This is a genomic window from Treponema phagedenis (genome assembly GCF_008153345.1).
Lineage (GTDB): Bacteria > Spirochaetota > Spirochaetia > Treponematales > Treponemataceae > Treponema > Treponema phagedenis.
In genome coordinates this window covers 485962-499453 of the sequence record NZ_CP042818.1, presented here as the reverse complement: position 1 = coordinate 499453, position 13492 = coordinate 485962, and the positions used below count along the sequence as shown (strand labels likewise).

Sequence of the window (13492 nt, the reverse complement as noted above, 5' to 3'; positions counted from 1 at the left end):
TGACGTTTCAGAAGTCCTGCGCTTACTCCACGTCTTTATTTTTTCCGATTTTTTCGATATAATCGGAAATGGCGAATATTTACGCCGTTTTGTTTAGTGTTGCTTTTATGATATGGCGAATATTTACGCCATTTCTTACAAGGCAACCGCTATAAAGTGGCGAATATTTACGCCATGATTTTATAATAACGGATATATCCTAAATTGTCAAGGGATATTTCCGAAAATTTATATAAATTTTAATATTTATAGGGGACAAATCCTAAATGAATGACTGGAAAAATAAAATTGCTATGATTTTACAACACTTTAATTGTACTAAGTCTGAACTTGAAGCAAAAACAGGGGTAAAAAACGGTTATATCCGAGATATTGAGACAGGAAGAAATAAAAATCCTTCTAAGTTTATAAAAGGATTAGTGGATTATTACGGGATAAATCCTAATTGGATAATGGGCAATGATAGTAATATGCTTCTTTCTGACATCGAAAACGCGGAAGAAAATCCTTTGTTGCGGGAATTTAATAATGCGGTAGAACAGACCATCGCTCCTAAATTCGCAGAACAAAACAAAAGGTTTGAAAAAATAGAAAATCGCCAACAAGCCATAGAAGAGGAGTTACAAAAGCTTATCCAATTATATTCTCCTGAAAACATGAAAAAGCCGGAGAATCCTCGTAAGTCAATTATTCGCACAATGGGTTCAACCGGTGAAGTGCACGAGCGGCTCGCTTATTACGGCGCGGACGGGGAAGAGGAAGAAACGGAAGATTTACCGCTTGCTGAAAACCTTGCGGCGGGCTTTCCAATAGAAGCTTTTGACAATTATGAAACCTACCCGGTACCGAAACGCTTTTTAAAAAAGAGGCATAAATATTGCGTGGCAAAAATTAAGGGTACCAGCATGACAGCGGCGGGAATTGCGGACGGCAGCCATGTATTATTAGAATACTGCAACAGCCCGGTAAACGGTTCAATTATGGTCGTAAAATATGGAGAAAATACCACGTTAAAACGACTCCACCAAACAGATGAGGGAGAGTGGCAGCTTTTGTTTGAAGACGGCAGCGGGGCGATTATTCCGCTTAAAGAAGGCGATTGGGAGGCAAAAGCTAAATTTATAGCCGTTTTGTAAAAACGGCTTTTAACGCGCTTTAAACCGAAAAAGGCTAAAATGATAGCCTTAAATCTTTCGAACGTTTTTTAAACGGCATTACGCAGCTGTGGGCAGGGTTTAAGGGGTGGTGGATGGTTGCAAATTCAGGAAAACAAGTATATAATATTTACAGAAGGAGTATTATATGAAACATAAAAAATTATTTTCTTTAGTTGTCATTTTAACAGTGTTTATTTCCGGATGCGCAAGCATTGCGCCAACACGGGCATCGCGAGCATATTGGGAAAAACAGTTTGGTATTCTTGTAAGAAATACCCCATCAGTTGATGGGAATAAAATTACAAATAATTTACTGATTTATAAAAAAAGCGATGGATTCGGCGGTGTCCAGTGCTTATTAGCAGGGAAAATTCTACCTGAAGAAAATGCGATGAATACCTTAAAAGAAAAAGGTTATACTGGCGAATATATTTATTTTTTTGATGTACTCTATCAAGACCCACGCACATGGGCTTTTATCGATTCTCTTGATTTTAAAACAGATACAAGCACTGTTAAATTAAAAGATAAAAACCCTACTAGAGATGTTATTCGAATTGGTAATGACTCTTTTGTTCACGAATTTGCTCGATTTATAATAACTCCCGAAGAAATTAATAATATCTTGAAAACAAACTCGCTTATTGTTCAATACAAGGGGGAAAAATCCTATTTTGATATATTAACTTTTAAAGGGGATGATTTACAAAAAATAAAAGATTTTATTACAGCAGATATACTTACTGAACCAAGTAAAAATTGGTAATACAACAAAAACTCATCTTTATTTTTTAAAGCTCCGAGCAAAAATGCGCGGGGCTTTTTTTTATTTTATCAACCGCAAAAAAAAATAAAACTTTTTTAAAAAAGGTCTTGACACAAAATACATCTTGTTGTATAATATAATCATATTAAAGATGAGGAGGTTAAAAAATGCGGAAACGCAAAAAAAAGCGGCAAACGCCAAGTGTTACCGAGTGGATAGTTGCCATATCCACCGCACTTCTGGCAATCGCCGCAATCATTGAAGCTCTGCTTAAATAAGCGGTGCGGGTCGGAGAAAACCTCTCCGACCTTTATAATACATTTTTTTTATGGAGGTGTCAATTATGACAAAACGATTTAAGCTATTACTTGCCGGATTTATCGTAGTCTATGCGTTTTACCTTATTATCAAATTTACAAGGGGGTGCTAATATGGCAAGAAAACTTTTAACAACAAAGGATATAGCCGAGCGCTGCGGTTGCGAAGTGCAGACAGTCTCACGCTGGGCGGCTGAAAATGATATAGATTATGTCGGGGAAAATCGCAGAAAAATTTATGTATTTACAGAATCAGACTACGAACGTTTTCTTGCACGAGCGAAACCCGGTAAACGAGCAAAGCAAAAAGACAAATAAAATTTTTAAGCGGGCGCTCATGCCCGCCTTTTTCCTTTCTCATCTTTATTTTTTAAAGCTCCGCAAAAATGCGCGGGGCTTTTTTATTTTTCTTTTATCAAGCGCAAAAGCTCTTTTTTTATTTCAGGCGGAATGTTTTTAAATTGAATTTTTTTTACCGTTTCAAACCCGAGCCGTATTGCGCCTCCAAAACTTTCTTCCAAAAATCCGTGCGTAAATACAACAGTGCCGGCAAAGTCAACACACAACCTGCAATCGGATTTATTTTTTTTAAGAAACGGAATTAAAAAATTCTCTCTGAATTCTTCTCCGGAATCGGGGCCTAAATGAATAAACCTTGCGCCTTGATATTTATAGCCGCTGCCGCATTCCGCTACTTTTAATGTTGCTTCCTTCAATTTTCTCACCTCTTTTTTTTTCACATTATACCTTAAAAAATAAAAAACTCAACTAAAAAAAAATTACATTCAATGTATCTCCTCTCCGATTTTCGCATTTAAAACGCGGTATCATCAAGCTATGAAAACAAGAATAAGACCGATTGCGCGTGCCGGAGTTTTCGGCTCGCAATCAAATACGCAAATTGTAAGTGAACAAGACTTACAGGAAATTTACGAATCATTTACCGCACAAGATTCAAGCCCCATCACAATCGGGCATGTTACCGAAGCGGCTGAACCTCGACTCGGATCTGTTGTAAGCCTTGAATTAAAAGACGGTATTTTATACGGCATTATTGAAGAACAGGATGAATTAGCGAAAGCCGTTGACGCGGGATTTTTCCCGGAATGCTCAATCGGAGCGAAACGCTCAGGCGAAACCGGAAAATTGTACTTGCACCATTTGGCATATTTGGGCGAAGAGCCTGCGGCAATTAAAAGTTTTAAAAAAAATATAAAAGAAAAAATACAGTTGGATGACAGCGGAGTAATTCACGCATTTCCCGCGGTCTGGAAAATCACATTGTCCGATATGGACGAAGGAGTAAAAAAAATGAATGAACTTGATGAGGCTAAAAAAAGGATAGCCGAACTTGAGGCAGAGGTTCAAAAACTCACCGCGGAACTTGAAAAAGCAAAGGCCGGGAGTAATGGAAGCGGTGAAGATTTTGAAAAGCTTAAAACTGAAAACGAAGAGTTGAAAAGAAAGCTTTTAGCATTTCAGGAAAAACACCCTGAAGATGAATTGAGCTTGTCAGATTCCGACCCGCGCACAAAAATGCTTTTGAATGAGCTGCGTAAAACAAAAACGGCAAGCCTTATGCAGGCAGCAAAAGGGAAGGTTCCGGCGGCGCATTTAAAAGACCTTGAAGTGTTAGCGAATGGGCTTACATTAAGTAATGAGCTTTTGCTCTCGGACGGAAAGAAGGCATCAAGCATTGAAACTCTTACGGCAATTTTTAACGCAATGGCTGACCCGGTATTGGGCACTGAAATTGTTTTAAGTGACCCTGAGGCAAAGAGCGCGGGGCAAGGCGCAAGTTATGCAAGCTCGGCTGCAAAACTTATGGGCGCTTTGTAGTTTTTTAATTTAAGGAGATAAAAAAAATGATTAATGCAAATATCGGAAAAGTTGCAATTGAACAATCAAGCATTCTTTCAGGCAACAATCATATTATCGTTTCGTACTCGCTGAAAGATGGGCTAAAGGGTTTAAAAGCCGGCACGGCTTTAAAACTGGTTGACGGCAAGCTTGAACATCTTGCAGCCGATACCGAAGATGCAATCGCTCTTTTGCTTTCTGAGGTTGAGGGCGACAGCAAAGACAGCACCGCAGCGGTCGTTGTCTTCGGTGCGGTAAAAAAGGAAGCGGTAACATTCGGGGCGGACGGTGCGGCTTGTACTGAAACCTTGGTTGAGAAGCTCCGTAAAAACGGGCTTTATGCAATCAATTAAAAAACGTTTTATACGTTTTTAAAAAAGTATTTTTAAGGAGATTAAAAAAAATGCCAATACGAACACAATTAGCGGGATCGCTCAATGCGTTTTTTAATTTAAAGAATTTTACCGATGTGGTAAGCGGTCTACCAAAGCCGCAAACGCCGATGACCGATCTACTCTTTCCGGCTGCAAGCCGAAAGCAAAAAACAAGTCCGTATATTGCGGTTGCTGACATTCAAAATGTAACCGGTGCCGTTCCGGTTGTCTTACGCGGAACAAAGTCCTATGCGGTAGGCGGCGATAAAAAATCGCTCAGCATGATTGAAGTGCAGCCTTTGAGCATGAACAGATTTATATCCGGGGCTGAATTAAATAACCTTATTGCAATGGGCGATGTTGAGAACATTAACGCAAAACTTACCGAGGTAATCGAGAACTTACGCGACCGCACGGCGGTATCAACTGAAATTCTTGTATGCCAATCGTTGAGCGGAAGGATAGCGTATCCTGCAAGTATCGAAGGCGGAGCCGATGATATATATCAGGTCGAAATCGGCAAGCTTAAAGAATTAAGTGCTGCCGCTCTTACCGCTACGGCAACATTGGCTGATGTGCAAAAAGAACTTGAATCGCAATTTGTTGAGCAGCAAAAAACGGGCGCATCTGCTGATGTAGTATTCTTAGTTGGCTCAGATGTGTATTCAAAAATCATTGACATTATCGCAAAGGTAACAAGTAACGTTCCGGTTCAATGGACAGAAACAGGCTGCACCTTATTCGGTAAATATAAACTTATGCCAATGAGCGGCACCTACGCACTTCCGGGACAAACGGCAACAACGCCTATAGTGGATGCAAAATCAATTCAGACTATTGATCTAAAAAACACCGGTAAGTTGTTTTATGCTGCCCTCGATGAGCTTGATGCAAAGCTGCAACCCTTGCCGTTTTTCGCAAGCTATGAAGAGATAACCGATCCTTCAGGGATTAAGGTTTTATCCTCTTCAAAACCATTGCCGGCATTTGCAGTTTCAAAATCAACAATTAAGAAGTATTTAAAATAGAACCCTCTATTTATGTAAAAATGTCGATGTAAAAAAGTTTATGTTAAGGAGATGATGGAAAATGAGTAACAAGATGTTTAATTTACCCGCCAATCCGGCCAACATTCCTCCGTCGGGGAAACAGGCGGGAACTTCGCGCACTCAATCTATCATCTCCGTTTTTGATATTAAAAATTTTATATCGCCAAAACTGTATAGCGAATTGAGTTGGGATGAAGATCGTGCAGCAGATGAGGTAACGCAAGATTGTATCAATCGTGCTGAAGAATTAGCGGAAACGCTCCTTCATTTAGTCGGCGAAAAAATAAATCCTTTTAGCAGAACACAAAAGGAAGTGTTAAAAATTTTAACCGTATACGAGCTTTACACGTATAACGGCGACCGCATAAAAGCAAAGGAGTACATGGAGCGCGCAGAGCGTTTAATAAGCGACCGGTACCGCTCCATTGAAAAAGAGCGGGAAGCGGTGTTGCCTGAAATTGCATTGACAAATCCTAAAAGTGAGAAGGTAAAAAAATGAAGATACAAGTTACGCTTCAATATGATAATTTAAAACCTGCAGATTCTCTAGCTCCTCTTATGAAAGAGTTTTCGCTTATGGGTTTAAGTGCAATTCAAAAAAATATTGAAAGCAATGTAAAGCCTGAAAATGCGCCGCTTACAAAATCGGTAAAGCAGGGAGATAATACGCTTCGCGATTATGGAAAGTTGCGCGCAAGTCTTACCGCGCAGCACTCTGAAAGCGAAGCGGTAATCGGAACAAAGGTTCCGTACGCAAGAACTCATAATCCGGAAAATGGGGAAAAAGAAACAGTTGTACGACCTAAAAATGCGCAGTACCTTTGTATCCCTGCAAGTCCTTATACAAGAACGTTATTTAGGCGTTACGGATTTTCGCCGCGCAAAGTTATTGAAGGGTTAAAAAATAAAGGTGTTTCTGTTTATCGACCATATAGAAAAGGAACAAGCACAAGGGCAAATGTTATTTTGGCAAAAGAAAAAGACGAAGAGCCGAAAGTAATTTTTATTTTAAAAAAACAAATAACAATCCCTGCGCGCCCGTTTATGTTTTTACCGGATTCAGTAATTAAAGCAATGGAAAAAAGAGCGGAGGACTATTGTGCCGTGTAATTTTTTAAAAATCATAAAATCCTATGCAGGGCTTTTATCGGAACAAACAAAAACGCCGGTAATCATTGCGCCGAGCGAAGTGAAGTCGGAGCGTTTCCATGTTGAGCTTACACTGTTGCCGCACCCGGCATTAATTGGAAACGGAAGGGCACGTTTTAGAATGCGCGGCACCGTCTTCGCGGAAATCCCCGCAAGTGAGCCGGCAATAAATGACTGCTTATCCCGCTCTCTAGCATTAGCACAATTTTTTGATGATACGCAAGGTTTCACCATTCAAAATAAAACGAATGAACAAAAAGGAATATACGGCTTAGCGTATCACCGACCATTACGGGATGATGACGACCTCTTTTCAGATTTAGAATCGGAGGAGCGATCTTATTCATACAATGAAAGTTGGCTCATCGAACTTGAATTCAATCTCGATGAAGTAATGTAAAAATCGTTTTTAAGGAGTTAAAAAAAATGGATGTAACAAAATCACGATACCCGAATAGTATCGTTCTTGCAAGTGCGAAAATTGAAATTTCAAAAAAAGATATTTTACTTGACCGCACTACTAAAACATGGGATTTGCAGGACTTGGAAGATTTAGGGCTTGCGCGCGGAATTAAAATTTCTTTTTCCTCAAGCAAAATTGACATCAAGGCTGACAACGGCACGGTGCCAATTAAAGGACAAACGGATGTTAAGGGCAAGGTTGAGTTTGCGCTACTTGAAAGGCATATTCCGCTTTTAGGAACAATCATGCACGGACTTGTAACCGTAAGCACACAGGGAGGGAAAGAGCAGGAAAAAAGCGAAAAGCTTCAAGCAAACACATTCGCCCTCGATAAGTTTTATGAATTCAGCCATGCAAGTTTTGATAATAGTAAGCGAAGGATATTACTATCAAGCAGGGCGGTAAAAATTTAACCCAATCCGATTATGAAATATCTCAAAGTAAATCTGGAGCATGGGGTTATAAGTTTTTACCGACAGGTACTTGCGATATAACAAAGCCTATAACAATCGAATACAAAACAATACCGATTAAAAGCTATCGGTTAACAAAAGGTTCAGGCGGAGTTGTACAGCCGATATCAATGCGCTTAACAAACAGTCGTAAAGCCGATGACGGACGAATTATCAATCGCACGTTTGAATTCCCGTATGGCTTTTATGATGGAGAAGATTCAATTCAATTAAAATCAAAAAACGATTCGGACAATGTCGCAGAAGTTCCGATGAGTTTTGAATTTTCTCCGCATCCCGATTTAATCGGCGATGAAGAACTTGAACCCGGAAGTTTGTATCGAGAAGATCAAGACGTGTAATAAAATGTTTTTTTTGCCGGATGCAAGTGCGCAACCGGCAAAGATTTTAAAAAAAAGTTAAGGAACAAAAGGTAAAAAAAATGAAAATGGTAAATCTTGATTTATTAAAAGCTGAAAGCGTAAAGATAAAATTTTTAGAAAAAGAATTTGAAATAGGCTATATTCCTTCAGGGCTTGCAATTCCCTTACTTGATAATCATAATCAAAACGTAGAAACGCAAAAAGAAGATGACCCGCCTGAAAAATTATTCCATGATACGGTGCGCTCGGTTTCTCTTTTTTGTTCATTTTTTCATCCTGAGTTTACCGAAGATTATTTACTAAAAAATGCAACTGCGCAGCAAATCGATGCAATGTATCAAAATATAATATACGCAATTCTTACCAATTTCACTTCTGCAATTCCAAGCGATGGAGAAGAGTCTTCAGATGACGATATTGAAAAAAAAACGACTGGGGAGAAATAATTAACCATGCGCTTTTAATGTATAACATAACAGAGCGCGAAATATTAACTGAATGGAGCCTTGAAACTTTGGTTAACAAGGTGCGCGCAGGATTTAATTTTGAATTGATGAAAAAAGGTATTCCGATTAAAAAAGAAAAAAAGTTATTAACACAATCGGAAGTTGATAATATCGAAGATTTGTATCGATAGATTTAAATATTTTAAAAAAAAAGTTTAGGATGTAAAAAAAATGGCAACAGTGCGAGAGCTCATTTTTAAAATCACTGGGGACAATGAAAAATTTAAAGCCGCAATTGATGAATCAAAAAAGGCCCTCGATGATTTCAATCAAAAAACAAAAGACGCAAGCGACCTTTATGGCAGTATTGCAAAGCAAGCGGCAATTGCAACAACAGCGATTGCCGCTGTCGGCATTGCAACTGCAAAAATGGCGGTTGAATTTAACGAAGGCTTTGGGAAGGTGCAAACACTTATTCCGGGAGCTACAGAGCGCATTGCAGAACTTGAAGAAAACGTCCTAAATCTTTCTCCTGCTGTCGGCAAAACAACCAAAGATTTAACCGAAGGCTTATACGAAATAATCTCCGCATTCGGAGATTCAGCCGATAGCGCAAAGAATCTTGAACTTGCCGCAAAGGGAGCAACGGCGGGAGGGGCAACTACAAAAGAATCTATTAAGCTTTTATCTGCCGTAACAAAAGCATACGGGAACACTTCTTTTGAAGCTCAAAAAAGGGTTTCAGATTTAGCCTTCACAACATTAAAGCTCGGACAAACATCAATGAGCGATCTTGCTGTTTCCATGCAGCGGGTAACATCGATGAGTAATGTTCTCGGTGTCTCTCAAGAAGAACTTTTTGCCATATTCTCTTCCGGAACCGGTGTAATCGGCGGAGCTGCGGAAGTTTCAACAAAGCTTTCGGCTGTATATACTGAATTGCAAAAACCGCAAGAGAGGCTTGCAAAAAGTTTTAAAGAATTAGGAGTTGCAACCGGTGAAGAACTCATTGCAAAATTTGGAGGACTTTCCGGAGCACTGCAAGCATTAAAATCGGTAGCCGATAAAACAGGGGAACCTATTAGTAATCTTTTCGGTTCTGCTGAAGCGGGGAAACTCGCCTTGTATGCGGCGGGAGAAGGAGCTGCAAAATTCGCAAGCGACTTAGAAGCAATGAACGAATCGGCGGGGGCTACCGAGCAGGCATTTAACGATGCAACCGTAGCGGGACCAAATGCGTTCGGTTTCCAGCTTGAACAAGCAAAACTTAACGCACAAAGCTTCGCAATTAAACTTGGCCAAGAATTAATTCCGAGTTTACAAGCCCTTTTATCTCCCGTCTTTAAACTTGCCGAGTGGCTTAAAAATTTAAATGAAGAACAACTGCGTCTTATTATTTCAACAGGAAAAGTTCTTATCACATTCACAGCGGTAACCGCCGGGGCATTTGGATTGGTAAAAGGAATCATTGCCGTGCAGCGAGGTTTAAGAGCAATGGACGCCGCATTTAAAGTTATCGGTGCGAGCAACCCGTTTATGCTTGCAATTGCCGGAGCCGCAGCAGCTGTTGTTGCAATTAAAGAGCTGTTGGCATGGATGGATAGAGCTGCTGAAAAACAGTTTAAGCAAAGACTTGCAACAATTGAAGCAAATACTGCGACAATGGTACAAGCTCAACGAATAAATGAACTGGCAAAAGCGTACGAAACATTAAATCAAAAAGAAAAACTAAATAAGCAAGACGCTTTGCGCATGAAAGAAATCGCAAAAGAAATAAACGCAATTACCGGACAATCGTTGATTATGATAAGTCAGTCAACAGGGAAGGCAAGGATTGATGTTGAGGCTTCAATTGAAGCTGCGCATAAATTAGCCGAAAGAAAGCAGGCAGATTTAGAGCACAATAAAAAAGTACTTAATCAATTGGAAGCGGCTGAGCAGGAACTTACTGAGCGTGTAAAAGAATACGGAGAGAGCACTGCATGGGCTATTGAGGAGACTCTCGAAAAATTTACATTATTGCCTGACTCGTTAAAAACGGTAACAAATGCAAAAGACGGTTTACGAAAGACACGCGAAGAAATTGCGAAACTTAAAATAGACATCACAGAGACGGAGCGCGGTATTGCAGCATTACGCGATTATTCAAAAGAATCATTTGTGCCGGAACTTGAGCCTGAAAAAGCAGTGGCACCAATTAATGAAACAGGCAAAGGAAAAGAAAAAAATGAAAAAACACAAGCGGAACGGCTTGCTGATTTAGAAAAAGAATACGAAGCTGAAGTTGCGCTTATAAAAAAATCTATTGAAGATAAAAAAGAGCAAGAAGAGTTACTTTTAAAAAATGAGGAATCCTTTTATAAAAAACGGCTTGAACTTTTAGAAAGTTTTCATAAAGAAAATGTTACAAAAAATTTAAAAGAGAATGCGGAGAAAAATTTAACTGTTGAACAATCGCTTGCAAAAGCGGTAGGCGCTGCACATGAAACAATTTTAGAAGAAACAAAAAAAACAAATGAGGAACTTGACAGGCTCTCCGATGAGCGGCATCAAAAAGAACTTGAGAAAATAAAAAAGTTTACTGAAGAAGCAAAAACGGACGTTGAGCTTAAAGTACAATTAAAAGTAGAAACCGGAGAAATTACAGGTGCAACAGAAAAACAATTAAACCGCGCCGAGTGGGAGGAACGAGCAAACCTATACAGCCAAAAACGTAATGAACTTTTAGATCAGTATATTTCGTTGCAAAAAAGTTCAAACAAAGAAGATCAGGAAAAGGCAGCGGCAATAAAAAAGCAGGCGGACAACATGGGGACGCTTGCCGAAGAAGCGGCAAAGAAAGCGAGCGATGCATTTGCCGAAGCTACCCGCAAAATTGCCGATAAGTTTTCTGAAATCGGCGGAATTATAAGTTCGACATTTTCGCAAATTGCAGATGCAGCGCAAGGATTTATAAATAATAAAGAAGAGAAGCGAAGACAAGAGACTGCTATTCGCCTTGCTGAAATTGAGCGTGAAAAAAACGAAACGCTTTTAGAAATCGACAATGAGCTTTCAGAAAAAAGAGAGCAAAAACAAATTGAAGATGCCGAGCGCGAAGAGCAGCGGAGGCAAGAAGAGTTTGAGAGACGACAATCAGAATACAATCGAAGTATACAGGAGCTTTCAGGAAGTTTTGAAGTTGAAACCAATTTGATAAAACTCCGCAACACGGAACAGCAGCTTGAAGCGGCTCGAAAGAAAAAAGCGGAAGACGCAGCACATAAAAAAGCGGAAGATGAAAAAATAAAACGCGACAAAGAAGCGCGCATGCAAGAGGTTGCCTTATTAAACGCAAAAGCTCAAGCCGAACATGAATACGCGGTTACACGAATTACAACAGAAAACGCTGCAGGAGATGCCGCCGCAAAGGCTGCACAGGAAGCTGCAAAATGGCAAAAGGCACAAGGTGTTATTAGCATGAGTATTAAAGCAGCAATAGAAACGGCGGAAGCGGTTGCGCAGTTTGCACTTGGTGTTGCCGGAAATCCGCAAGGGTTTGCAGCAGGAGCTGCACATACTGCTGCCGCTGTAATGGCAGGCGTACAAATAGGCGTTATTGCGGGGCAACCCTTACCGCCCGACTACATCCAGCAAGCCTTACCGCCTGCACCTCGCCCGATTAAATTCGCACAAGGCGGTATTGTTATGCCGAGTGCAGCGGGTACCGGCATCACCTTACCGAACGGCGCCCCGGGGCTTGTCGCTGAAGCGGGAATCCCTGAAGTGATACTGCCACTTAACTTGCCGAATCTTGAAACAATGTTTAAAGCCGCAGGAATTTATAATACCGATAACAGCGCAAGTACGAATTATTCTGCAACATACAATGTCGAAGTTGTGCACAATCAAGGAGATGATTTAGAAGAAAGTATTTTAAACGCACTAAGAAATCACGACCGTGAAGTATACAACATTGTCGAAGAAGGAAATAAAAACTGGCGTGTTTAAACATTAAGGAGTTAAAAAAAAGAACATGACCGAACAAGAATATATTACCAAACACTATCCGCAAGATGTCATTGTAATTGACGGAGAATTTTTCCCCCTACCACTCGGCGGAAAAATTACAATTGAGCAAAAAGAAATCGCCTCGCAGCTTACAACTGCAAACGGCATAAAACGAAAAGACATAATCAGAAAATATGAATCAGCTTCGATTAGGTTTGCAACACTGTTTGATGAGGGATTAAACACCATTCAAATGATTATTAGATGTATTGAACAAACCGACTTTGAAAAAGAAAAATCGCTATTTATCAAAAAACAACACATGCCGGCAACCGCTGCAAGATTTAACCGGGAACACTTTCATGCAATTAAAATAGAAGTGGTCGGCACGATAAAAATAAATTATTCATTCCGAAAAAATAATATGTTTATTTATACAGGTGTGAATTTAAAAATAAATTAAAAAAAATACTTAATTAAGGAGCAAAAAAATGGGATTAAAATCAAAACTTGATGAACAACTTTTGGAGGTGCAAAAGAACTTACCTTCTACACTGAATCCTGATGATGCGTTAACAAACAAAAACTGGAATTGTGTAGTAGCGTCCATAAAAGCGATTTATGAAGCCTTGCAAGCTGCCGCAAGCACTCCGCCTTCCATTCCGCCTATAGGATTTTTATATACTCGCTTCCCCGGCATGCCCCTCCCCTGGGAGCAATTTACGGATACTGCACCGGTTGAATGGAAAAACTTACACGAAAAATATCCGGGCACCTTCTTACGTCTTGCAGGCGGCAATGCAAGTGCCTTTAGTGGCTCCGGGTCGGTAAGCTATGATTCAGGGGTAAGAGGCAGCGGCGGCGGACAAATAGATGCAATGCAACGGCATACCCATAGTTACACGTATGAAGGCAGTAATGGAGTTGGAAGTACAAAAGGAGTTGATGCACAATATCAGTGGCAGCAGGAAAACAAAAGCAGTTCAACCGGCTCTGCTTCCGGAAGGCAAACTGAAGAAACTCGACCGAAAAATATCACCGTTGAAATGTATTTGTTTGTAGGACAGTAATTAAAAAGTTTTTTTA

Annotated in this window: 17 protein-coding genes; 16 read left to right on the top strand and 1 reads right to left on the bottom strand. The window is 40.0% G+C overall.

Going from position 1 to position 13492, the window contains the following annotated elements; all coding sequences use genetic code 11:
* The first annotated feature begins 266 nt into the window (after window positions 1-266).
* The 3 genes from FUT79_RS02170 to FUT79_RS02160 all read left to right on the top strand — a co-directional run bounded on the left by FUT79_RS02170 (window position 267) and on the right by FUT79_RS02160 (window position 2558).
* Window positions 267-1136 (top strand): S24 family peptidase, encoded by an 870-nt coding sequence (locus FUT79_RS02170; protein ID WP_244951119.1) that lies wholly within the window; start codon window positions 267-269, stop codon window positions 1134-1136.
* 166 nt (window positions 1137-1302) lie between these two features.
* Complete coding sequence (locus tag FUT79_RS02165; protein WP_148879513.1) at window positions 1303-1923, top strand: hypothetical protein; 621 nt, start codon at window positions 1303-1305, stop codon at window positions 1921-1923.
* Between the two features lie 431 nt (window positions 1924-2354).
* Window positions 2355-2558, top strand: coding sequence for a helix-turn-helix domain-containing protein (locus FUT79_RS02160; RefSeq protein WP_148878671.1), 204 nt, complete (start codon window positions 2355-2357; stop codon window positions 2556-2558).
* Window positions 2559-2641: 83 nt separating this feature from the next.
* On the opposite strand, the gene FUT79_RS02155 is transcribed toward FUT79_RS02160, so the two are convergent.
* Window positions 2642-2965, bottom strand: a complete 324-nt coding sequence (locus FUT79_RS02155) for an STAS-like domain-containing protein (protein ID WP_206172569.1) — start codon at window positions 2963-2965, stop codon at window positions 2642-2644.
* A 112-nt stretch (window positions 2966-3077) separates the two neighbouring features.
* Between FUT79_RS02155 and FUT79_RS02150 the strand changes: the two genes are divergently transcribed.
* The 13 genes from FUT79_RS02150 (at window position 3078) to FUT79_RS02100 (ending at window position 13476) form a co-directional block, all read left to right on the top strand.
* Window positions 3078-4079 (top strand): SH3 domain-containing protein, encoded by a 1002-nt coding sequence (locus tag FUT79_RS02150; RefSeq protein WP_174896936.1) that lies wholly within the window; start codon window positions 3078-3080, stop codon window positions 4077-4079.
* A 26-nt stretch (window positions 4080-4105) separates the two neighbouring features.
* Window positions 4106-4453 (top strand): hypothetical protein, encoded by a 348-nt coding sequence (locus FUT79_RS02145; RefSeq protein WP_002695879.1) that lies wholly within the window; start codon window positions 4106-4108, stop codon window positions 4451-4453.
* Window positions 4454-4503: 50 nt separating this feature from the next.
* Complete coding sequence (locus tag FUT79_RS02140; RefSeq protein ID WP_148889219.1) at window positions 4504-5502, top strand: major capsid protein; 999 nt, start codon at window positions 4504-4506, stop codon at window positions 5500-5502.
* Window positions 5503-5563: 61 nt separating this feature from the next.
* Window positions 5564-6022, top strand: coding sequence for a hypothetical protein (locus FUT79_RS02135; protein ID WP_024752645.1), 459 nt, complete (start codon window positions 5564-5566; stop codon window positions 6020-6022).
* Window positions 6019-6633, top strand: a complete 615-nt coding sequence (locus FUT79_RS02130; protein WP_148878633.1) for a phage virion morphogenesis family protein — start codon at window positions 6019-6021, stop codon at window positions 6631-6633. The genes FUT79_RS02135 and FUT79_RS02130 overlap by 4 nt, the downstream gene beginning before the upstream one ends.
* Window positions 6623-7072, top strand: coding sequence for a hypothetical protein (locus tag FUT79_RS02125; protein WP_024752646.1), 450 nt, complete (start codon window positions 6623-6625; stop codon window positions 7070-7072). The genes FUT79_RS02130 and FUT79_RS02125 overlap by 11 nt, the downstream gene beginning before the upstream one ends.
* A 26-nt stretch (window positions 7073-7098) precedes the next feature.
* Window positions 7099-7548: a hypothetical protein gene (locus FUT79_RS15445; RefSeq protein ID WP_244951118.1), complete on the top strand. Its 450-nt coding sequence runs from the start codon at window positions 7099-7101 to the stop codon at window positions 7546-7548.
* 170 nt (window positions 7549-7718) lie between these two features.
* Window positions 7719-7949, top strand: a complete 231-nt coding sequence (locus FUT79_RS15440) for a hypothetical protein (protein WP_244951117.1) — start codon at window positions 7719-7721, stop codon at window positions 7947-7949.
* Between the two features lie 80 nt (window positions 7950-8029).
* A complete protein-coding gene (locus tag FUT79_RS02115) occupies window positions 8030-8416 on the top strand; it encodes a hypothetical protein (protein WP_024751792.1) in 387 nt (128 codons plus the stop codon).
* A gap of 17 nt (window positions 8417-8433) precedes the next feature.
* The gene (locus tag FUT79_RS14965) at window positions 8434-8607 is read left to right on the top strand and encodes a hypothetical protein (RefSeq protein WP_187426435.1); all 174 of its coding nucleotides are present in this window, start codon (window positions 8434-8436) and stop codon (window positions 8605-8607) included.
* Window positions 8608-8647: 40 nt separating this feature from the next.
* Entirely contained in the window at window positions 8648-12406 is a 3759-nt protein-coding gene (locus FUT79_RS02110) for a phage tail tape measure protein (RefSeq protein WP_148889218.1), read from the top strand.
* A gap of 25 nt (window positions 12407-12431) precedes the next feature.
* Window positions 12432-12869 (top strand): hypothetical protein, encoded by a 438-nt coding sequence (locus tag FUT79_RS02105; RefSeq protein WP_148889217.1) that lies wholly within the window; start codon window positions 12432-12434, stop codon window positions 12867-12869.
* Window positions 12870-12897: 28 nt separating this feature from the next.
* A complete protein-coding gene (locus FUT79_RS02100) occupies window positions 12898-13476 on the top strand; it encodes a hypothetical protein (protein WP_148889216.1) in 579 nt (192 codons plus the stop codon).
* Window positions 13477-13492: the final 16 nt, after the last annotated feature.